The organism is Comamonas sp. C11 (assembly GCF_024496285.1).
Classification (GTDB): Bacteria; Pseudomonadota; Gammaproteobacteria; order Burkholderiales; family Burkholderiaceae_C; genus Comamonas; species Comamonas testosteroni_F.
This window is the reverse complement of sequence record NZ_CP101743.1, coordinates 4551951-4573412: the sequence shown is the minus strand read 5'-3', so window position 1 is coordinate 4573412 and position 21462 is coordinate 4551951. Positions and strand designations below refer to the sequence as shown.

22 protein-coding genes and 1 pseudogene are annotated in these 21462 nt (G+C 54.4%); 19 read left to right on the top strand and 4 right to left on the bottom strand.

Annotated elements, in window-relative coordinates; all coding sequences use genetic code 11:
- Nucleotides 1-156 precede the first annotated feature (156 nt).
- The 15 genes from NOX35_RS21055 to NOX35_RS20985 all read left to right on the top strand — a co-directional run bounded on the left by NOX35_RS21055 (nucleotide 157) and on the right by NOX35_RS20985 (nucleotide 12930).
- The gene (locus tag NOX35_RS21055) at nucleotides 157-750 is read left to right on the top strand and encodes a hypothetical protein (protein WP_182284109.1); all 594 of its coding nucleotides are present in this window, start codon (nucleotides 157-159) and stop codon (nucleotides 748-750) included.
- A gap of 19 nt (nucleotides 751-769) precedes the next feature.
- Nucleotides 770-1723 (top strand): YafY family protein, encoded by a 954-nt coding sequence (locus NOX35_RS21050; RefSeq protein ID WP_256494612.1) that lies wholly within the window; start codon nucleotides 770-772, stop codon nucleotides 1721-1723.
- Between the two features lie 49 nt (nucleotides 1724-1772).
- Nucleotides 1773-3335, top strand: coding sequence for a hypothetical protein (locus NOX35_RS21045; RefSeq protein ID WP_256494611.1), 1563 nt, complete (start codon nucleotides 1773-1775; stop codon nucleotides 3333-3335).
- Between the two features lie 31 nt (nucleotides 3336-3366).
- Complete coding sequence (locus tag NOX35_RS21040) at nucleotides 3367-4026, top strand: hypothetical protein (RefSeq protein WP_256494609.1); 660 nt, start codon at nucleotides 3367-3369, stop codon at nucleotides 4024-4026.
- A 19-nt stretch (nucleotides 4027-4045) separates the two neighbouring features.
- Nucleotides 4046-5044, top strand: a complete 999-nt coding sequence (locus tag NOX35_RS21035) for a hypothetical protein (RefSeq protein ID WP_182284101.1) — start codon at nucleotides 4046-4048, stop codon at nucleotides 5042-5044.
- A 69-nt stretch (nucleotides 5045-5113) separates the two neighbouring features.
- Nucleotides 5114-5374 (top strand): YkgJ family cysteine cluster protein, encoded by a 261-nt coding sequence (locus NOX35_RS21030; protein WP_256494606.1) that lies wholly within the window; start codon nucleotides 5114-5116, stop codon nucleotides 5372-5374.
- Between the two features lie 457 nt (nucleotides 5375-5831).
- Nucleotides 5832-6176, top strand: a complete 345-nt coding sequence (locus tag NOX35_RS21025; RefSeq protein WP_256494605.1) for a type I restriction endonuclease subunit M — start codon at nucleotides 5832-5834, stop codon at nucleotides 6174-6176.
- A gap of 53 nt (nucleotides 6177-6229) precedes the next feature.
- Nucleotides 6230-6796: a hypothetical protein gene (locus tag NOX35_RS21020; protein WP_256494604.1), complete on the top strand. Its 567-nt coding sequence runs from the start codon at nucleotides 6230-6232 to the stop codon at nucleotides 6794-6796.
- A 297-nt stretch (nucleotides 6797-7093) separates the two neighbouring features.
- Nucleotides 7094-8233, top strand: coding sequence for a hypothetical protein (locus NOX35_RS21015; protein ID WP_256494603.1), 1140 nt, complete (start codon nucleotides 7094-7096; stop codon nucleotides 8231-8233).
- A gap of 55 nt (nucleotides 8234-8288) precedes the next feature.
- Nucleotides 8289-9509, top strand: a complete 1221-nt coding sequence (locus tag NOX35_RS21010) for an ISL3 family transposase (RefSeq protein WP_256494602.1) — start codon at nucleotides 8289-8291, stop codon at nucleotides 9507-9509.
- Nucleotides 9510-9862: 353 nt separating this feature from the next.
- Nucleotides 9863-11143, top strand: a complete 1281-nt coding sequence (locus NOX35_RS21005; protein ID WP_253233582.1) for a site-specific integrase — start codon at nucleotides 9863-9865, stop codon at nucleotides 11141-11143.
- Between the two features lie 63 nt (nucleotides 11144-11206).
- Nucleotides 11207-11602, top strand: a complete 396-nt coding sequence (locus NOX35_RS21000; RefSeq protein ID WP_253233583.1) for a nucleotidyltransferase domain-containing protein — start codon at nucleotides 11207-11209, stop codon at nucleotides 11600-11602.
- On the top strand, nucleotides 11592-12017 hold the full coding sequence (locus NOX35_RS20995; protein ID WP_253233584.1) for a DUF86 domain-containing protein: 426 nt from the start codon (nucleotides 11592-11594) through the stop codon (nucleotides 12015-12017). Before NOX35_RS21000 ends, NOX35_RS20995 begins: the two co-directional genes overlap by 11 nt.
- A 130-nt stretch (nucleotides 12018-12147) precedes the next feature.
- Nucleotides 12148-12573, top strand: a complete 426-nt coding sequence (locus tag NOX35_RS20990) for a hypothetical protein (protein ID WP_253233585.1) — start codon at nucleotides 12148-12150, stop codon at nucleotides 12571-12573.
- Between the two features lie 204 nt (nucleotides 12574-12777).
- Nucleotides 12778-12930, top strand: a complete 153-nt coding sequence (locus NOX35_RS20985; RefSeq protein WP_256494601.1) for a transposase — start codon at nucleotides 12778-12780, stop codon at nucleotides 12928-12930.
- An 81-nt stretch (nucleotides 12931-13011) separates the two neighbouring features.
- Here NOX35_RS20985 and NOX35_RS20980 read toward each other — a convergent pair whose 3' ends face one another.
- Nucleotides 13012-13314 carry a putative quinol monooxygenase gene (locus NOX35_RS20980; protein WP_007182542.1) on the bottom strand — a complete coding sequence of 101 codons (303 nt, stop codon included), beginning with the start codon at nucleotides 13312-13314 and terminating at the stop codon, nucleotides 13012-13014.
- Between the two features lie 117 nt (nucleotides 13315-13431).
- Here NOX35_RS20980 and NOX35_RS20975 point away from each other — a divergent pair, with 117 nt between their 5' ends.
- Entirely contained in the window at nucleotides 13432-14394 is a 963-nt protein-coding gene (locus tag NOX35_RS20975; RefSeq protein ID WP_253233589.1) for a GlxA family transcriptional regulator, read from the top strand.
- A 210-nt stretch (nucleotides 14395-14604) separates the two neighbouring features.
- Nucleotides 14605-15669, top strand: a complete 1065-nt coding sequence (locus tag NOX35_RS20970) for an alkene reductase (protein WP_253233586.1) — start codon at nucleotides 14605-14607, stop codon at nucleotides 15667-15669.
- Nucleotides 15670-16301: 632 nt separating this feature from the next.
- Here the strand turns inward: NOX35_RS20970 and NOX35_RS20965 are convergent.
- Genes NOX35_RS20965 through NOX35_RS20955 form a run of 3 tightly spaced genes read right to left on the bottom strand, consistent with a single transcriptional unit; the run spans nucleotide 16302 to nucleotide 18545 of the window.
- Nucleotides 16302-17456, bottom strand: coding sequence for a S1C family serine protease (locus NOX35_RS20965; protein WP_083036868.1), 1155 nt, complete (start codon nucleotides 17454-17456; stop codon nucleotides 16302-16304).
- A gap of 23 nt (nucleotides 17457-17479) precedes the next feature.
- Entirely contained in the window at nucleotides 17480-18067 is a 588-nt protein-coding gene (locus tag NOX35_RS20960; protein WP_253233587.1) for a hypothetical protein, read from the bottom strand.
- A gap of 7 nt (nucleotides 18068-18074) precedes the next feature.
- Nucleotides 18075-18545 (bottom strand): phosphate-starvation-inducible PsiE family protein, encoded by a 471-nt coding sequence (locus NOX35_RS20955; RefSeq protein WP_019042303.1) that lies wholly within the window; start codon nucleotides 18543-18545, stop codon nucleotides 18075-18077.
- Nucleotides 18546-18824: 279 nt separating this feature from the next.
- Here NOX35_RS20955 and NOX35_RS20950 point away from each other — a divergent pair.
- A pseudogene (locus NOX35_RS20950) lies at nucleotides 18825-19608 on the top strand (IS110 family transposase); the annotation flags it as partial.
- 571 nt (nucleotides 19609-20179) lie between these two features.
- Nucleotides 20180-21400, top strand: coding sequence for a GGDEF domain-containing protein (locus NOX35_RS20945; protein WP_256494600.1), 1221 nt, complete (start codon nucleotides 20180-20182; stop codon nucleotides 21398-21400).
- Nucleotides 21401-21462: the final 62 nt, after the last annotated feature.

Here is a 21462-nt window from a genome sequence, read left to right as displayed (position 1 = left end):
GAGGCTCACCCTTATGCAGGTTTATGCAACAGCGCCGCTGCTGATACTCAACTTCAGCTTCGATGCAGTCGCAGGGCAGGCTCAAGCGACACATGCTGTCGTTATCGACACCTAAAGTTTGAACTCCCTTCAGCTTTTTGTATTGGAAGAGCCTCCATGCCAGCTAGCGATACTGTGATAAGAGACCTCTACGCACGATTAAAAGGATTTCAGGTACGTGAGTGCGAACTGGATCTTCACTTGTCCCAAGAAATATCAACAGCACTTGCGCACTTCGGCCCCAGGATCCTGGCACTTGATGGCGCAGATCCTCTGGATGGGGATTTCATCGCTTTGTACTACCAGTTAGCACTGCGTCGCATCGGGCAGTTCAAGCAAAGAATTTCAGAACGTACTTCCTATTTGAATAGCTCCAAGGCTGTGCAAGACACGTTGCGCCTAATGGGTGTGCGTACGGCATTGCAATGCGATTTGGGTGGTGCGCTCAGCCCTAATAACGCTTGCAAAAAAGAGGCGTTGGCGCACCAGATCAGTATGGCATTGCTTCATTTGATGGTTTGCAGCAACTCGCTGCAGCATAAGCTGACTGAGCTAGTTAGCGCCCTAGAGGCATGGATGAATGCCAAAGCTGTGAGTGCTGAACAGGTAGTGAGCCACAACCAACTTGATTCACACAAGCCAGCTTGGCGTATTGAAATTCTGGGTGCGACACAACCTGTCTCAAAAGCCACCTATAGTTACATTCATTGAATTACTTCCCAGCTCTTGAATGTCTGCTTCAACCTCGGCTAGCTCAGCATCAAAAGGCGAAAAACTTGCACAGCGCTTGTCTCAAATTCTTGCGCGCCTGCACCAAGGTGATGCAGTTGACAAGCACCAACTTGCACAAGATTTTCAAGTGGATGTGCGCACCATTGAACGCGACCTTGGCGAGCGCCTGTGCGGGATCGTTGAGCGAAGTGCCAATGGTCAGTGGCAACTGACGCGCACTGCGCGAAGCAGTATCCCAGCCAAGCACTTGCATGGCTATGCACGTATGTCGGGGACGGAGCACTTGTTCCCGGATAACAGCTTGCGCTATCTGTTGGAACAACTTCATACCCCTGAACAGCAGCGCACAACGCATGTGCAGGCAATTGCGCATGAAGACTTGCGTCCGCGTACCCAAGACTTTGTGCAACTACAAACTGCCATCGAGCAAAAACACCCATGCAGTTTTAGTTACAAGGGCAAACAGCGCAACGTTCAGCCGTACAAGCTCATTCACAAAAGCGGTGTGTGGTATCTGGCAGCGGAAGAAGGTGCAAAGCTGAAAAATTTCAGCATTGGCTTGATCGAAAACTTACTGGTAGACCAAGGCAGTTTCTTTGTACAAAAGAGCAACCACAAGGAATATATCGACGCCAAGGACGACGTTTGGTTTACTGAAGAGACCACGGAAGTCCTGTTGCGTGTGGCCCCAGAGGCAGCGTATTACTTTATTCGTCGCCCGTTGCTACCTCAACAGCAGCAACGGCAAGATCGTGACGGTTCGTTGCTAGTTACCACGCATATCAATCACATCGACCAGCTGCTACCTGTGGTGCGGTATTGGTTGCCACATGTGCGGATTGTTCAGCCTGCGGAATGGCACGAGAACCTGTTGTCGAGCTTACGACATGCACTATTTCGCTGGGAGTCTAGTGCGTCTCCGTCTTTAAAAACAAACCCATATCAAGACTGAAAACTGGTTTCAAAAACCTCAGTAAGCAGCGTCATATGAAGGAGGCAGGGTGAATAACGAAAATTCCGATAAAAAGAAGGCCGTAAATATTCAACACGGTAGCCAAAGAGAAATGGAGCGAGTAGGTGTGAGCATGGCTGGCAGCGAGACAGTTTCTCGCTATGGCAGTGCGAACGCTGAGTTCGTTAAAGGCTACACAGGGATGGACAACGAAACCGGCCAAGAGATGGCTAAGGGGCTGTCCGAGGTCTCTAAGCATAAGCTCAACAGCGATCCCGCTGAAGCAGCGAAGAACATCAAGCAACAAGCGGGTTTTTCTGCAGAAATCGCCTCGACCAGCCGTGACAATGCAAAGGCCATCATCGAGCGATCAGAGCAACGTACTTGGCGTAGTGACGATCTGCCGGAATATGGTCGAAATCACAATGTAGTAGATCGTGTGCAAGTGTTGAATGGCGAGATTGTTGAAGGCAGCCAGTCACAGATGAAATTTGTGGGTGATCGCAATCAACTCTTTGAGCGTATCGCTAAGGAGGATGGCAAATTTGCACGTTACCGAGGCGTAAAGCTGGAGTTGCCATCAGAGCAATTCGAGGGTGCGGGAGAGTACTGCCAGAAACAGGCTAGCGAGTTGCGTGAGCAAGCACTTAAAGTTGAAAGTGCTGGAAAGCCTCAGGTGGCTGCAGAATTAAGAGCAAAAGCCGACAACTATGAGCAGCTTGCAGAGAACGTCCGCGATAGTGGGCTCACGACTGACGAAGCGATTTTTTATCGTAAGCGCCCCGAACTGGCTACAGCACTAGATATCGCGCGCACCAGCCATGGCGCAGGGGTTGAAGCAGCCAAATATGGAGCAGCAGTTGGTACATGCATTTCAACGCTGCGCAACATTTTTGAATGTGCTCAAGGTAAGAAGGATATAAAAGATGTGATGGTGTCCGTTGCCTCCGACACAGGCAAGGCAGCTACGCTAGGTTACGCCACTGGATTTGCTGGATCAGCCATTAAGGGAACACTGCAACAGTCCAGCAGTGGCACATTACGAGCGCTTTCAGCCACAAACGCTCCAGCACTTGCGGTGAGCATCTGCCTTTCCTTGGGAAGCTCAGTTAAACGCTACGTGACAGGCGAAATCACGGAGGCTGACCTGCTTATAGAAGTGGGTGAAAAAGGCTCAGGAATGCTCTCAGGGGGCATGATGGCTGCCCTAGGACAAATAGCCATACCTATTCCAGTTGTAGGTGCCGCTATTGGCGGAATGATTGGCTACGCAATGTCGTCGCTTTTTTATCAGAGCGCACTAGATGCAGCGCGTGGAGCAGAGCTTTCCGCACAAATGCTCAAACGCACGCAAGCGATTGAGAAAGCGGCTCGCGATCGCCTTGCATCAGAGCAAGCACAGCTTGATGCTTTTTTGGCAAAAGAGCTGCCTGAGCTACATAGCGGTACGCAAGCACTAGGCATGTTGCTTATTTCAAATACAAACGTCAGCGCAGACGAGATGTCCGCAGCTATCAATGATTTTGCTGAGTTGCTGGGGCAGAAGTTGCAATTTCAGAATATGCAAGAGTTTGAAGATTTCATGCTGAGCTCAGACACGCTAAAGCTTTAAATTTATACCTGATTTTTTTCAAAGGATAGAAATGTTTGCACAATCGCTTCCCAATACAAAAAAGCGGGAATTGTTAAAAATAATCCGTTTACTCCAAACTTTTGAGGCTCCGCTGTTATGGGATGGAAAGACGGAAGAGGAAATTACGGGAAATACCGATCTCAGCGACATCTCGTTTAAAATATCCGATTCTCTAAAAGAAATGTGGGTAAATGCAGTAGGTATTTATGGAGATGATCAAGATTTTAATGAAAAAGACTCCACCGGAGTCATCGAAAAATTGCTTGATGAGATCTGTGGACTTCGTATTACACGTCAGAATGACAACGAAGAGCGACTTAAAGTCGCAACGGCTATTTTGCAAAAGATAATTAGTCATGAACTTGATAAGATTGCTCCTGGTAGGCTTTCTCCTCAAGGAGCTTGGCCATTTCCTACTTCAAACGGTGGCATCACTGAAGAAATATCATCAGAGCCAATAAATAGCTCACGCGCAGAAGAAAAAAAATCGCGAATCGTCCTTTTTGAAGCAATGCGACTCAGCGGAGTTTTGACAGACTCAAAGCGAAATTTACTGCAAGTCGCCAGCGTGGCGTATGGTATCGACGGTGAGTCCTTCAACGAATTGCTGGCTCAAGCACTAGCTCTTCATAAGGAAATTAAACGCTCCGTCAATCTAGTTCTTGAATAAACACTAAGGAGGAATCAACATGCCAGTACCTATAATTCTTGGCGCGGTCGCCGCTGGAACAGCTCTCTATGGGGCGTATAAAGGTGTCAGTGGTGCCATTGATCAAAGCAACGCGAGCGACATCAATAAAGAGGCCAGCACTACTGTCGATAAGGCCAATCGTGAGGTCGACGTTCAGCGCCAATCGACCTCCGAGACTTTGGAAGAGTATGGCAAGCGCAAGCTGCGCGCATTCGATGGTGTCATCGAGGATTTTCTGGTTACGTTCGGACGCCTTAAAAACGTTGAACTAGTTGATTCCCCAGAACTAGAGAAGCTGAAAATGGAGGACTTCTCTAACAAGACTTTAAGTGGTTTGCGCGGCGACTATCAAGCTTTGAAAGACGCTGGCCTGGGTCTAGGTGCAGGAGTTTCAGGAGGTGCTGCACTCGCATTTGGTGCATACAACGGTACCATGATGTTGGCTACTGCCAGCACTGGAACAGCAATTTCGACGCTGGGTGGTGCAGCAGCAACCAATGCCACATTAGCATGGCTTGGCGGAGGCGCGATTGCAACTGGTGGGGGCGGAATGGCTCTAGGAACGATGGTTCTGGGCGGTATTGTTGCAGGCCCAGCATTAGCAATTTTTGGTCATATCATGGGCAACAAGGGAGAAGAAGCGCTGAACACAGCGCGAAGCAACCTGGAACAAGCCAAGACGATCCAGGAGGAAGCTAAGCTCGTGGTGACCTCTCTGAAAGCCATCCAAGAAGTGGCGTTGCTGGCAGACACCACTTTCAGCAAGGTCAACCGCGAGCTCCGTCGCGCTGTGCAATCTCTTGAAGACGTGATTGACACCTATGGTGAAGACTTCAAGGCATTCGCCAAAGAATCCCGTGAAGTGGTTTTCAAAACCGTAAAGTATGCCCAGCTGATCAAGGCGATGATTGATACTCCTATTTTGGATACTGATGGAAAACTCGTGCTGTCCACACAAAAGCGAGTGAATGAAATCGCAGAAGCGATCAACGTCTGACGATTGCCGCTTCAGCAAGCGGTTGATAGTTTTATATCTTTCTCCGCTTGCTTCAACTCATACACCTCCGTGATCCAGAAATTTCCATGTACTGAGTGCGGCAGATGCTGCCAAAATGTTCAATTATCCGATGAAACTCTTTTTTTAGACCGTGGTGATGGGACATGCAGGTATTTTGAGGAGTCCACAAAGCACTGCTCTATTTACCTGGAGCGTCCAGACGTCTGTCGGATTGATGTTCAATTTAAAAAGCGCTTCGTACGAATTTACTCATGGGACGAGTATGTGTATAGAAACTTGCAGGTGTGCAAGGTTCTGGCAGGTGAATAATTAATCGCCAAGTTCTTATATGTCAATAGCTGAAATAAGCTTCTACAGGTATGTGCTAGTGTCAACGGGTCACATTAGTAGGAATTGGCATAGAGAATTTGGAAGGCTGTTTTAGCCTGAAGCTTTTATTTTGCATGCCTTGCAAAATTTAAATATCCATGCAAATATATCAAATATATTTTATATGCGATATTAAATATTATTTAGAATAATCATAAGTGGTGCCACGCAGCGCAACCAAGTAGCTTGGTTGTTGATCAGCTGTTTCTCTCGCTCGATGTCCTGAGCTTCCTCCCCCCCGTTTTGTGCGTCTGATTTGATCAGGTAGTTTGCTCGCATATGCGTTTTGAACGCTTGTGCGGCGTAGCCGTGCCTGTCAATTTGAGGTCGTGAGCCTTGGGGAAGTCTTGGGCAGCACAGGGCACTTCTTTCCCACTTTTCCCTTTTGGAGTTTTCTATGACTGATACAAGTCAGGCCACCGCATGCCCGAACGATCCCTCTCCTGGTTCTCAACACAAGGCTGTTGGTAGGCCCTTGTTTGCTTTGGGGCAGGTACTGGCCACACCTGGGGCATTGGAACTTCTGGAAACCCATCAACTGACAGCACTACCGTTTGTGCTACGCCATGTTTCGGGTGATTGGGGCGATATCTGCGCCGAAGACAGGCAAAGCAATGCTGACGCTTTGCAGTACGGCTACAGGCTGATGTCGGTGTATGTGCTTTCCAAGGCAGAACGCTTGTGGATCATTACGGAGGCTGACCGTAGCAGCACCACGCTGTTGTTACCCGAGGAGTACTGATGGGGCGGCACTTTGTGGTGCACTCGCAGCTGAGTGTTGGCCGTTCGGGTGCAATGGCCCATCAAAACAAGCTGCTGCTGCGCCAGGGCGAAAACGACATGGCTTGTGGACACCACTGCGTGCTGATGGCTTTGATGCTGTTGGGCCAGGTGTCACGCGATGCCCTGTATGAAAGTGACCTTGACGCCCGCCTGATGGAAGTGAGTGCCATGGGCCAAGCTTTGTACTTTAGCGGCTGTAGCAGTGCAGCCATCAGAGAGCAGTTTGCACCGTTTTCTGAACAACTGCAGTGCCGTCAGCTGCGCCGCAATGTCGAGGCCCGCACAGTGGCTGCACTGGAGTCTGACCATGTGTGCCTGGTGCGCTTCACTTCACCTAGCTACAGCCATTGGGTACTGGCAGTGGGTGTGATGTATGCCGATGGCAAGCCACATTCCTTGCTGGTGCTAGACCCCTTGATGGACGGTGTGTCGCTTACCCCCTGGAATGCCTTGCTGGAGCATTGGGGCAGCAAAAAGCTACGCAACACCAATGCCCGCTGGTCCGAGAAAGCCACCCTGGAAAAGGTGGTGCAAGTGGGTCTGCGTGCCCGCCGTGGCTCGGCCATCCAACTGGCTTGAGCCTCGGCTTCAGTTTCCCGCTCTCTTTTTCCTGATTTCCCTTGTGCACGTGGTGCGCCTAGTGTTTTGCCTTTAAGGCTGCGCTCAGGTGCCGTTGCGGCGTGCCTATTTTGAAAGTTCAACCATGCACCCTTATCACTTGAGGTGGCACCGTTATCGGCGCTTGCTGGCGGCGGTGATGACCTTGCCCGACCTGGATGTGGAAACCCCTGTTTTGCATGAATTCAGTGACCAGTGGCCGTGCTACTTCACGGCTGCGCCGAAGCTGGGCGCTATGTGCATACAGCCAAGCCCTGTATGGAGCTGCAATCGGCCCTGGTGCTGGAATTGGCCGATGCGGCTTTGCAGGCGGTTGAGCCGATCAGTCAGCGCACCGCTGCATGGCAATCCTTTGCACGGTGTGCGGTGCCGCAATTGGGTTTGGGCAGCTTGGCACGGTTGGAGGTGCTGCTGCAACAATATGGGCCTGAGGAAGATGCTGAGTTGGCCCTGTTGCTGTGGCAAGGTGAAATCGCCTCCCCGGCATTTGTCATCAAGGCTGTGCAGCGTTTGCGTAGTCTTGTCGCGTTCTTGCAAGGCCAGGGCATTACCAATGCCGCCAGTTGGCTGCAGTGGCGGGATACGGCAGATGCGCAAGCTGTCCTGCAAGGCACACAACATCTGCCGACAGGCACGATCAACGCTTTGCTGTGGCACTTGGACAGCGGGCGCTGCGATGTGCCCTGGGTGCTGATGTTTGCAAGGCGAGTGTTGGGCCAGGCCCCTGCGCATGGGCACATCATGCTGGCGGTTCAGGAAATGGCCGAGGCCATGGACCTCAGTGCCAAGACTCTGGCAAGGCGCATCGCGTGGCATGAGCGGCTGTTCCAAGCTTTGGGCGATGTGCCTGAGCTTCGGCTGGTATGGTGGCGATGTGCGAAGCGCACTTTGCAGTCTCAATTAACCAACGCCACCTTGGCCAAACTGCAGGTGCAGGGCATGACAGAACCTGTGCCGCTTTCATTGGCCATGCACCTGCGGCAAGGACAGCCCATGCTGATGATTCAGCTGCCTCGTGCGTTTGGTGCTGCACCGGCGTGGCCCAACTTGACCATGGTGCAACTGCGGCAAGAAGGCTGGAGATCAGGACTGAGGCTGCGTTTGCTGCTGCAAGGTGAAGGTGTACTACCAGCTCATATGCAACTGGACATTGCTAAACGCTGGAAAGCGGAGCAGTTACAGCCGCCAGTTTTTGAGCGCATCAGTGCCATCCAATGGGAAGTCAGTTGCTGCTGGTGTGACGGGCTATGGAAGCCCTCAAGTCTTGACCAGGTTGAGGTGATGGCTTGGGCCACGGATACAGCGCTGCAGGTGATGGAATATGTGCAGTTGTTGAAAGGCATGCTCACCGAGTTTCAGGCAAGAAAAAAGGTTCATCGAGGAATTCCGTGGAGATGAGCCCGTTCGTTTTGTAATCTGACGGCAGCGAAGCTGACATCGGAGAACAAATCAAATGCTGGACTCGAAGTTATTGCAGGCTCTTGGCGGCTGGGAGGGCTACGAGGTTGAACGTGTGCAGTGGCCCCAGGGCGATAGCCGCACCGTGTCGATCTATCTGAAGCCGCAGGCCAGCATCATGCATTGCGAGCGCTGCGGTGCGCAGTGCAGCCAAGTCCATGAGACCACGACACGGCGCGTGCGCGATCTGGCATTGTTCGAGTACAAGGTGGTGCTGCATGTGCCGCGTCGGCGTCTGTGGTGCGATAGCTGTGGTGGCCCGCGCCTGGAGAAACTCAGCTGGCTCGGTCGCTACCAGCGCGTCACAGACCGTCTGGCACAGGCGTGCAGCCAGTTGCTTCGCAGCAGCAGCATCAAGGCAGTCGCGGCCTTCTTCGATCTTGGGTGGCACACGGTCAAGTCCATCGACAAGGCCTTATTGCTGGCCACTACCGCGCAGCCGCAATGGGAGCGGATCGAGTACTTGGCAATGGACGAGTTTGCGTTGCACAAGGGCCATCGCTACGCCACAGTCGTCATCGACCCCATCAGCCGGCAGGTGCTGTGGGTGGGGCAAGGGCGCTCACGCGAGACGGCCCGCCAGTTCTTCGAGCAGTTGCCCGTTGGCGTTGCCCAGCGCATTCGCGCGGTTGCTATCGACATGACTACTGCCTACGAGCTGGAGATCCAGGCCAACTGCCCCAACGCCGAGATCGTCTATGACCTGTTCCATGTCGTGGCCAAGTATGGCCGGGAGGTTATCGACCGAGTGCGTGTCGATCAGGCCAACTTGCTGCGCCAACAGCCCTTGGCGCGCAAGGTGCTCAAGTCCAGCCGCTGGTTGCTACTGCGCAATCGCAACAAGCTGCAGGCTCAACAAGCAGTGCAGCTCAAGGAGCTGCTGGCGGCCAATGAGCCATTAATGGCGGTATACGTCTTGCGCGATGAGCTAAAACAGCTGTGGTTTTACCGTCGTCCGGCTTGGGCGCATCGCGCCTGGCAGCACTGGTGTGAGCAAGCGCGCCAAAGCGGTATTACAGCACTGAGCACCTTTGCTCAGCGCTTGCAAAGCTACCTGCACGGGATCATCGCCCGATGCCGGCATCCGTTGAACACAAGTGTTGTCGAGGGCATCAACAACACCATCAAGGTCATCAAGCGCCGGGCCTATGGCTACCGCGATCAGGACTATTTCTTTCTGAAGATTCGCGCAGCCTTCCCCGGTAATGCGCGATGAACCAGAAAAAAGCCCTGAGCGGTTGGTGCTCAGGGCTTTGTGTGCAGAGTAGTTAAGGAGTTTTTGCCTATATTTTGTGCAAGTAACTTCGTATAACCAAGCGTATAACGGTATGTTGTTTCTTTAAAATATCGTTACAAATCAATAGCTTACTCTAGATCTTGGCGGAGGCTGTGTCCGCTAATTATTCGTCCAACTAGATCTTTTTTCTTCTTATTTTAATTTTTAAGTTATTGATAATTAATGACTTTTGTTTTGTTTTGATTTAAGTTGTCCAACTCTATCTAATGCGAAATGGCATACCAAATGGCATACCGATGGCATACTGGATGGCATACCGATAGAGGTCTCCAATGGCTGTCATCACAGACGCAAAAGCTCGAAACATCAAACCTGACAGTGCAGCAATTCCACACGGCGGAGTGACGGGATTGGCACTGCATCCAACTAAAACCAAAGGCAGGGGTAAATGGGTGCTGCGCTACGTTAGCCCGGTGAACGGCAAGCGTAGAAATGCAGGCCTGGGCTCGTATCCAGAAATTGGTATCGCAGAGGTCGCCAAGCGCGCTACTGCCATGAGGGTGACGTTGGCGGAAGGGAAAGACCCTTTGGCCGAGAAGGCGCTGGAAGACGAGGCTGTAAAGGCTCCGACCTTTCAAGAAGCCGCTGAGATCTTGCACAAAGACTTGCTACCGGGCTGGAAAAATCCAAAGCACGGACAGCAATGGATCAACACCCTGACTGAATACGTTTTTCCCAAGGTGGGAGTAAAGCTACTGGCTGAGATTCAGCCCGCTGATGTTGCGGATGTACTCAGGCCCATTTGGCTGGAAAAGGCAGAGACGGCGAGTCGCGTCAAGCAAAGAATCCATACGGTGATGGCTTGGGGGTGGGCGCATGGTCACTGTCAATCGAACCCTGTGGACGTAGTTACCCATCTTCTGCCACAGCAGCCAGGCAAAGCTGTACGGACGCAGCATCACCCCGCAATGCCTTGGGGGCTGATCCCTGCTTTCGTACAGAAGAACTTACGTACAAAAGGGCGTGTCGATGTAACCCGGCAGTTGCTTGAGTTTGTAATTCTGACGGCATGCCGTTCAGGGGAAGCACGGGGCATGACATGGTCCGAGGTAGACTGGAAAAATGCAGTTTGGACCGTGCCAGCTGAGCGTATGAAGGCCAAGCTGACCCAGCGTGTGCCGCTGTCTCCAAGAGCTATGGAAATTCTTCAGCAGCAACGGGGTCAACATGAAAGCTTGGTTTTCCCTTCAGTAAGAGTGCGGGGAGAGCTTTCAGATATGGCTATCACCTCGCTGTTGCGCAGGTTGAATGTTGAAAGCGATGTGCCTGGGCGCGTGGCAACTGCCCATGGCTTTCGTTCGAGCTTCCGTGACTGGTGCAGTGAGCACGGTTACTCTAGAGATCTGGCTGAGCGTTCGTTAGCGCACACGATCAAAGACAAGGTTGAAGCGGCTTACCACCGTACTGACTTGTTGGAGCAGCGCCGTGAGTTGATGAATGCTTGGGCAACATTTGTAGTGGGCGTGGCTTCAACGGAAGACGATCTCAAGAAGGTCCCTGAACGTACGCTCTCAAGCTTCTTGCGTCCAAGAGCTGGTGCCTCAAGGGGTTAACGCGTGCTAGTACAGTGTATTCGGTGAAAAATCAAGACCAATGCGTATAAATCAAAATCCCTCATGAACTATCAAGGCATCGTCGATCATCTTCGAGAAGCAATTTATAGCTTGTCTGCTGTGTATGTTTTTGGCAGTCAGGTCACAGGTCATGCAACGGCAGATAGTGATTTAGATATTGCGCTCTTGATGGATGAGCGTTTACCGGCAGATGCACTGTGGGAGTTATCTAGCACTTTGGCTAACTTGGTGAAGTGTGATGTTGACTTGTTAGACCTGAGAGCAGCATCCACGGTCATGCAATACCGCATCATCACCACCGGTACGCGTTTATGGTCAAAAGACAGCCAAGCAGCACTCTATGAAAGCTTCATCCTTAGTCAAAAAACTGCGTTGGATGAGGCGCGCGCAGATTTGTTGAAAGACATTCAAACAACAGGAACAGTCTATGGTCGATGACGTACTGATTAACAAGGCTGCGACCATTGAGCGCTGCGTGATACGTGCCAAAGAAGAGTACGAAAAGTCACCAACTACGTTTGCGTCGGACCACACACGCCAGGATGCCGCCATCTTGAACGTGCAGCGGGCGTGTGAGGCCGCGCTGGACATGGGGCAGCACTTGATTCGCCGCGAAAGGCTTGGCATTCCACAGAGCTCGCGTGACGTATTCACCTTGTTGGCCCAAGCTGGCTGGATTGAGCACGACTTAGCCACAAGCATGCAAAAAATGGTGGGTTTTCGCAATATTGCCGTGCATGACTACCAAGCGCTGCAGCTACCGATTGTGGAGGCTGTGATCACCAAGCACTTAGGCGACTTTACGGCTTATAGCAAAGCGATCTTGCTGCAGAATTCGAAGCAATGTCCTTGAAGAAGAAATGACGACAAAGATAAAAGTGGGTTGGAGTGATCTAAAAGCTCACCTCGTTGGCCTAGAAAAAACTGAGCTACTGCAGTTGGTCAAAGATTTGTACTCCTCAAGCAAGGATACGCAATAGTTTTTGCATGCACGCTATGCAATGGGCGGAGGTGATGTCCTCGCTCCGTATAAGGACACGATTACACAGTGGATCAATCCAAGTGATCTTAGAAAACCGCTGTCAGTTGCCAAAGCCAAGAAAGCCATCGTCGATTACAAAAAGGCTTTAAGTGAGCCTCAGGGATTGGCTGAGTTGGGTGTCTTCTATTGCGAGGAAGTTTTTGTATCGCTTGACCGGTGCTCATCGGAAGACAAAAGCTTCTATGACTCGCTATGTGTAATTTTTTCCCAAGCGCTGGGCTATATCCAAAAGCTTCCATCTACAGAGCAGCAGCCTTATCTTGACCGTATGTGGCAGGTTCGCTTCAAAGGTGATGAGATTGGATGGGGAGTGTGGGATGACTTTGAGCAGGCTTGGGAAGTGGCAGGGTTGCCTGAAAGAGAATAAGCAATACATTGTCTGGGCGCGCGGCAACTGCCCATGGCTTTCGTTCGAGCTTCCGTAGCGGGTGCCGTGAGTAAGCCTACTGAGGGGTGTGGCGTAGCGGTCGTTGGCGCACACTGGGCGATTCACCGCAATTGCATTAAATTGTTTTCACACATTGATCTACCGGGGATGCGGACAAAAACTTGGACTACCAGGAGGTAGTTCATGTACTCATACGAAGACAGGATTCGTGCAGTTGAGCTTTACATCAAGCTTGGCTTGCGTGTCAGAGCCACGATTCGCCAGTTGGGATACCCAACCAAGAACGCATTGAAAGGCTGGTATCAGCACTACCTGAAGCATGGACTGCAAGAATGACAGCAAGGAGGATGGGATCGCACGTAGGGCTGTGTGACCCCCCATCCTGCCGCGTGACCTGATGGGGTCAAGGCCGGGTAGTCATGCAGGCAGTTTGGCTGCAAGCAGTTCGACCTTCTCGATATTGGGCGGAGAACTGAGCAAGGTCGCAGCGTTGGCCATCAAGGCCGCGGCGATCTGGCCGTTCAGATGTGCCTGGCGACCTGCCTCATCGGCGAAGGCATCGAACACACCGAATGTCGAGGGGCCAAACTTCAATGCGAACCAGGCCGTGGTGCCGGACTCGGCGTTGGCGAGCGGCAGTGCGCTGGCCAGGAAGTCGGCAAGCGCAGCCTCCTGGCCGGGTTTAGCTTCGAGGCGAACAAACAGGGCGAGCTTGGTCATGCTGTATTCCTTTGGGTAAATGGAGAAGTGGGTGAAGGGATCGACGAGACTGCAGTCTAAGTCTTCATGCCAGACATCTCCAGTGGCAATAATGACAACATTGATATCATTGTTGCCATGAAACTCCACATCCTTGTTTGTGATGGCGTGTTTGATCTGGGGCTTGCGGCGCTCACTGACACAGTAGGCTTGGCCAATGCGATGGCGGGCTCGCTGCCACAGGCCCCCTCTCGCATAGAGCTCACGCTGGTGGGCGTGCGGCGTCGCATCCGAACGGCGCAAGGCTTGACGGTCCCCGTGGTCACTGCGCATGGTGTGCCCGAACCAGACGTCGTGCTCGTGCCAGCGTTTGGCGACAAGATGCCTGACACGCTCTCGGCTCGACTCACACGCCCCGACGTGCCCGACGCGGTCGCGGCGCTACAGCAGTGGTCCACCGCTGGCGCGCACCTTGGTGCCGCTTGCTCCGGTAGTTTCTTGCTTGCAGAGAGTGGCCTGCTTGATGGGCATCGTGCGACGACGTCATGGTGGCTGGGGCCGATGTTTCGGCAGCGCTATCCGAACGTCACGCTGGACGAGTCACGCATGATCGTGAACTCGACACGCTTCACCACCGCGGGTGCCGCTTTGGCCCACGTCGACTTGGCCTTGCGCATCATCCGAGGGCGCAGTCCGGCGCTGGCGGCCCTGGTGGCACGCTATCTGCTGGTCGAGACACGCAGTTCGCAAGCCGAATTCGTGATTCCCGACCACCTTGCGCATGCCGACCCGATGGTCGAGCGCTTCGAGTGCTGGGCCAGACGTCGGCTCGCGCAGGGTTTCTCGCTGGCCGAGGCGGCCAGCGCCGCGGGCACAAGCGAGCGCACCTTGGCGCGGCGGCTGCAAAGCGTTTTGGGAAAGACACCACTGTCGTATTTCCAGGACCTGCGCGTGGAGCATGCCGTCCATCTCTTGCGCACCGGAAACGCCAGCGTCGACCAGGTCGCTGCACAGGTCGGGTACTCGGATGGGGTGACCCTGCGGGCCCTGTTGCGCCGCAAGCTGGGCCGGGGTGTCAGGGAGTTGCGACGCGGTGGATGACCAAAGGCGTTTGGTGCATGTACGGCTTGAGACTGCCGCGAAACTGTCGGAAGCAAAGGCTTACCCACTTGCGTCTACTACATCGTGCGTTGGGTGCAAAAGCACCAGCCGTGCCAAAGCAGTCTTCAGTGACCCTTCAAAGGTCTGAGTATTGGGAATACTGTTAGCTTTACCGCTGTTTTCTGTTCACTAATCTGGGTTTTCATTCGCATGCTATTCAATCCACTTCAAGTAGGTTCTCTCACCCTGCCCAACCGCATCCTTCTGGCACCACTGACACGCGCCCGTGCCGACGCTGGCCACATGCCCAACGCGCTGATGGCCGAGTACTACAGCCAGCGCGCCACCGGCGGCCTGCTGATTTCCGAATGCACCATGGTGGCGCCCGGTACATCGGCCTTCGTCAATGAGCCAGGCATCTACAACGACGCGCAGATTGCAGCCTGGAGGCCGGTGACCGACGCGGTGCACGCCAAGGGCGGACGCATCTTCATGCAGATCTGGCACGCTGGCCGCGCAGCCTATCCTGGCGCTGCCGATGGCGCCCCCATTGTCTCCAGCAGCGCCACCGCCATTGAGGGTGATATCCATACGCCCCAAGGCAAGGTGCCGCACGCGGTACCCCACCCCCTGACCGTCGAAGAGATTCCCGGCATCGTGGCTGCGTTTGCTCAAGGCGCACGCAACGCCATTGCCGCCGGCTTTGATGGTGTGGAAGTACACGGCGCCAACGGCTACCTGATTGACCAGTTTCTGCGCGACACGCCGAACCAGCGCACCGATGCATACGGCGGATCGCTGGAAAACCGTGCACGTTTGCTGTTCGAGGTACTCACTGCCGTGACCCAGGCGATCGGTTCCGAACGTGTGGGTCTGCGCCTGTCGCCTCTCAACAGCTTCAACAGCATGAAAGACAGTGACCCACTGGCCCTCATCGGCTTCCTGGCCGATAGGCTCAATGCCTTCAAGCTGGCCTACCTGCACGTGATGCGCGCCGATTTCTTCGGCGTGCAGAAGGCCGATGTCATGCCCGTAGCGCGTGAAAAGTACAAGGGTGTGTTGGTGGGCAATATGGGTTACAGCGCTGATGAGGCAGAGGCAGCTATTGCCGAAGGTAAGCTTGACGCTGTGGCCTTTGGCACCGCCTTCCTCGCTAACCCGGACCTGCCCGCACGCATCAGGGCCAAGGCACCGCTGAACGCGCCTGACTCCAACACGTTCTACGCAGGTGGCGCCAAGGGCTATACAGACTATCCGACACTGCAGGTCGCGTAAATCACCGCCCCAGAAGATCGAAGAAACGAGCCACTTTATACCCAAGGCTCTGCCCTTCGATCTTGCGAAGCTGTGAATCGATGGCGTCTACCGGGTGTTGTGCGCCATCACGATCTTTAATTAATAAGTTGCCTCGGTTTGCTTCGCCGCCCGCCGAACTCGTACATCGTCTCAGGCTCAGATAGTGCCGAGGCCGCGCTATCCTCCCATATCGAGTTCAGTCAGGTTCGGAAATTCCTAGTCGCAATCTCCGGCAGCAGACCCTCGAGACACCGCTGTAATTCTACGCACCGCCAGCGTCAGCTGTTCACCTGATACTTGCCCTTGGCTTGGTAAAGCTGCGGGCACTCGGATAACGGTTATCTGTAAGACGCCCTGAGGTGACGGTTAGGCCGCGAACGGCAGCCCGCCGCTACTTACCAGCGGCTCAAGATGCAAGCGTGATCTTCTGCTGTGCGTAGAGAACTGAGCTGCTGGCTGCTGCCGATATAAGGACTAGCGAAAGAAGAGGTCCGAGCCCAAAAGCAAAAAGCCTTGGCAACCAAAGTGTAGGGCATCAAGTTTCTGCGGCTCGAATACTTGATGCATCCATCGTTATTTTTTACCGATCCCCAGAAGTTCTCAACTTCAGATCAGGCGCCAGGTTGCAACTCCACGCGCACCTCCCTTGGCTTACCGGCCCGCTCAACTGACAAGACAACCACATCCCCCACCTTTCGGTCGTCAAGCCGTGCCAGCAGCTTGGCGACATCGTCGACGGGAGCGCCGTCTATGCCGGTGATGCGGTCTCCCGGCACGATGCCTTCGGGGCCCACGGTGACACCGTTCAGGCCCGCCTTTTGCGCCGCCGAGCCAGGGGCGACGCGGAGCACAAACACGCCTTGGGTGCCGGTCAGCGCCTGCAATCGGCGGTTGAGCTGCTCGTCTACCTCGATCCCAAGCGCCGGGCGGATGTATTTGCCGGTCTTGATGAGTTGTGGCACCACACGCATGACCGTGTCCACCGGCACGGCGAAGCCGATCCCAGCCGATGCACCGGAAGGGCTGTAGATCGCTGTGTTGATGCCGATCAGGCGGCCGGCGGAATCGAGCAACGGCCCCCCGGAGTTGCCGGGGTTGATGGCGGCATCGGTTTGAATCAGGTGTTCGATGGTCACTCCGCCAGATTCCCCGGGTAGCGATCGATCGAGCGCGGACACGATGCCGTTGGTGAGTGTCCAATCCAGGCCGAAGGGGTTGCCGATGGCGAACACCTTTTGTCCCACTTTGAGGTCTGCGCTGGTGCCGACCGGAACGGCGGGCGGGCGCTGAAAACCGACGCCGATTTTGAGCACCGCGATATCGTGGGCCGGACTCACGCCGACCAGCGCGGCTTGGTAATCGCGGCCGTCGGCCAGTTTGACCGTGGCATCCGACGCCCCCTGGATCACATGAAAGTTGGTAACGACGTGACCGGCGTCATCCCAGATGAAACCCGAACCCGTGCCGCGCGGCACAGAAAAGACGTTGCGCGTCCAGGCATCGCGCACCAGTTGGGACGTCGTGATGTAGACAACCGATGCCCGGGATTTCTCGAACAGCTCGATGGTGGCCTGTTCGTCAGCGGCCAGATCGCCACGCGGCGTGACGGTGCGCTCAGCGGCTTGGCGCGGGCTGAACCAGGCTTCGATGGCGGGCAGGAACTGCCAGAACAGCATGAGTGCTGCAACGCACGCAGTGATGACGAGCCACCGCCGGACGAAATGATCCGGAGCTGGGCGTTGTGGGTAAGGACCGGGGGAAGACATGACGGAGGCTCCTTTCGAGTGATTTAGCGCCAAAGGCAGCTCAGGCCCCGGCGTGGTGGGCAGATCGGGGCGAACGACCTTGGCACGAGATAATCCGTTTGGAACGGCAGGGTCTGCGATGGCTGAGGCGCCAACTCCATCAGGCGCGCGATACGATCCTCTGCCGCCGTATGCGTGCGCAACCAAGACGGCTCCGGATTTCCCCAGCCGGGCAGGCCATCCGTGAGGGCAATGGAGGCAAGGCGGCTGGAGCCGGTGGCAAAGGCATTGACGATGCCGCTGGACACATAGTACGGAACCGGCGTGTTCGGCAACCCGGCGTGCGTTGTAAGCGCTCGCAGCAACGACCAGATTACAGAGGCTTCATTGCTGCGCAAGGGACTGGTGCCATACAGGAGCAAGGTCATCGCGGAGGCGACGACAGGTTCGATCAGCAGGGTCAATGCGCATGTTGCCAGTACCAGCCAAAGGCCATGCTCGCCCAACAGCAGACTGCCAACGGCAGCCGCGATCCCCACCAGGTTCAAAACCAGCAACACGGTTTGAAAGCGATTGAGCCAGCGGTGCCTCGACCTGGCATCGTGTCGACCGTCTAGACCATAAAGGGCCATGGTCCAATTACTCGCTCTTCCGGTCGTCGCGTTCACGCATGAGCCAATAGGTCAGACCCAAGGCCAGTACCGTCCCCGCCAGGGCGGCCACTTTGGCAGGATCAACGTCGGGGTCAAGGATGATGAACTTGCGGGCCAGTGCCAGGATCGCGATCAGAATGACGGTCTTGACCTGGATGATGCTTTCCTTACGCAGCGCCACTTTGACGATCGAATGCTTGAATTCCATCGCGATCAGCAGCGTCATGGTGGCACCGAATACCAGCTGAAAAACCTTATGATCCACTGGATTCAGTGCATCCATGACGAGCAGCGTGAAGACGAGCCGAATCAACTGAATCAGCGAAATCACAATCACCATCGACATGACGCCCGACAGCGTGATGGCAACAACCTGCTCGAAGCGCTCGTAAACCGTCATCAACCGCCACTGGGAGCGCATCTTGTCAAAGGCCGTGTGGCCAGATTCATTATGCATAAGCGTTGCTCTCTCTTTCGATGAAACGTTAATGTGTTGATTTCCACGCAGAACTGACCCGCCGGAGGTGCGGATAAAAACTTGGACTACCAGGAGATGTAATGGATGCCTCCCTGCCTACGGGCAGCTCAAAGGCCGCAGAAGCATAAAGATGAACAGCGTGACCGTTTTGGGAGTGTGCTTGTTCGCTAGACGAGCTGGGCTCTTGAATGGATACGGTATCAAAGTGTCCGTGGCTTGATAGACCAATGTCTTCACAAACACCAGCGAGGTTCCGTCATGCATCGTTGTACTACCCAAAGCGCGGGGCAAATCATCGGTCAGATGGCCGGTGCTGCAGGTCATTGGACTGGACATCGCCAAAAGCGTGTTCCAACTTCACGCCGTGGATATGAGCATAGGCGAGATTGTCAACGAGCAGCTCAAGCTGGCCAAGGTTTTAGGGCACTTCGCCAACCGTGCACCTTGCTTGATCGGCATCGAAGCCTGCGGCGGAGCGCACCACTGGGCCTGTGAGTTGACGGCGCAGGGCCATGCCGTGCGGCTGATTCATGCCAAAGCCGTGCGCCCATTCGTGAACGGCAACAAGACCGACGCTACAGATGCACGCGCCATCTGACTGGCGATCCAGCAGCCGGGTACCAAATTCGTTGGCGTGAAGACGCTGGCGCAACAAGCCACGCTCACCTTGCATCGTCAGCGCGAGATGTTGATGCGGATGAAGATCATGCAGATCAATGCGTTGCGGGGGCTACTCTATGAGTTTTGAGCCACCTTAGCGCGAGGCAAGAAGGCGTTGTCGGGCGAGTTGGAACTCGCACTGGAGGCGCTTGCCAAGAGCATTCCACAGTATGCCGTCAATAGCCTGCGCGAGCAGGCCCAGCGCATCAAGCAATTGCAGATAGACATTAAGGCCATCGAGGTGAGGCTTGCAGAGGTCCTGCGCATTGACGTGGACATGAAGCGTGTGGCGGCGATACCCGGGGTAGGCCTGCTCTCGGCTACAGCGGCTATCGCCACTATGGGAGAAGCCAAGGCATTCAAGTCGGGGCGCGAATTCTGTCCATGCGCGCCCAAGGAGCTCGAGCGCCAGCGACGTCTAGCGGCCAAGGCGGATGCAGTGTCCGTGCATAAGGGCTGGCGCGTCTCAGGTATCGCGCCTGGCCTGCTGAATGAGGCAAAGCAGGCAGACAGCAAGCCGCCAGAACCGTTCGATGAAGCTGCATGGCTGCGCACTGCCAAGCGCACTGCATTACGCGGCAAGCCCTACATCCTTCATGAAGCTGCCCTGCAGTGCAAGGAGATGGCAATCAAGACTGACTGGCTGGACGTTCAGCTTCAGGAGGTCAAAAAGGTGGTTGCCTGAGTTGTCAAAATCTGGTCTGGACACAGCGTCAGTCGTGAAAACAGGGCACGCATTTGGAACGATTTTCATTCGTGCAACTGCGGCCGCTTTTGATGACTTTTGGCAGTTTTTGCGCGCAGAACAAGAGTTCGTCTGACAGCTATCTATCAGATTACGCATGTGTAATAATTTGTGAAAAAAAGCAAAAGCACGTGCATCGAGATTCCAGATTGCCGTTTAACGCTCAGGTTTGAAATGATTGCTCATTGATCGGGGAGGCTCTGGTCAGATGCTCGCGAATTACGACTTGTTGGTACTAACACCACCTCTGGCGCTTCTGGTTCTTGCTGCCGTCTTGATCGTTGCTTGGTTTAACCAACGATCCCAGCGCTTTCTGTTTTGGCAAGCCTGTGCCTATTCGCTCACGGCACTACCCCTCGCTGCTCAAACCCTGATTCCCCTGGAGGTGCTCACGCGCTATGCGCTATTGATTGGCAGCATCTATCTGCTCGGCGCCTGGTGTCTTGCGAAGTGTTGGGCGGACAGGTGGTGTGTATCAACGCATCCGCACATTGCACTACAGATCTCCATTGTCACCTTAGCCGTTGTGTATCACTTCAGCTGGGAGAATCCGTTTCCTTGGGCTCGCATCTGCTCCTTCAGTATTGGCTCGGGCTTGGTTCTACTGCTCCCTATCCTGCAGGTCCGCTCAAGGGTGAGCTCTCTGCACTGGCTCGATAAATTGCTGCTCTGGCTATGCATCGCATTCACTACCTATACCTTTACTCGGCCCGGTTTGATCTGGCTGCTGGGCTACTCGGATCTTCGGTCATTGCCAAAGTCGCCCTACTGGCTCCTAACGCTGGTGAGCATCTTGAACTTCGCGCTGCTCTTCAGCTTGGTGATGACTGCTATTGCCGCGAAGGAAACGGTAGACAAGCTACGACGTGAGCGAGACCTTGATGCGTTGACCCAGTTGCTGAATCGCCGCTCTTTTCAGGAATATGCCCAGCAGCGCCTCGCTGACACACGGCTCTATCCGATGGCAGTGCTGGCCTGCGATATAGATCACTTCAAGCACGTGAACGACTCCTGGGGTCACAAGCGCGGCGATGAGGTTCTGCAACTGGTTTCAATGACTCTTAAAGACAGCGTGCGGGAGAACGACCTTGTCGCACGGTTCGGCGGGGAAGAGTTTGTGCTTTTGCTGACGGAGATTTCACTGAAAGATGCCGAGGCCATTGCCCTTCGCATCCAGCGCGACCTCCGCTTGAACAATGAAGTTCTCCCATCAGGCTACACGTTGACCCTGAGCTTCGGGATTTCAGCGCTCGACAGCAACACGCCATTAGATCAAGCCCTGCGAGAGGCCGATCGGCTTCTTTACGAAGCCAAAAATGCTGGGCGAGATCGGGTGCACGTATCCGGGGGCAACTATCCGGATATATCCATCGAACTCGATCCCGTTGCAAACCCAAGCTACCACAGGCTCTACCGCAGAATCACATAGCGGGTGTTGATTTCCACCCAGAATTGACCCACTGGAGGTGCGGGGAGGTGCGAATAAAAACT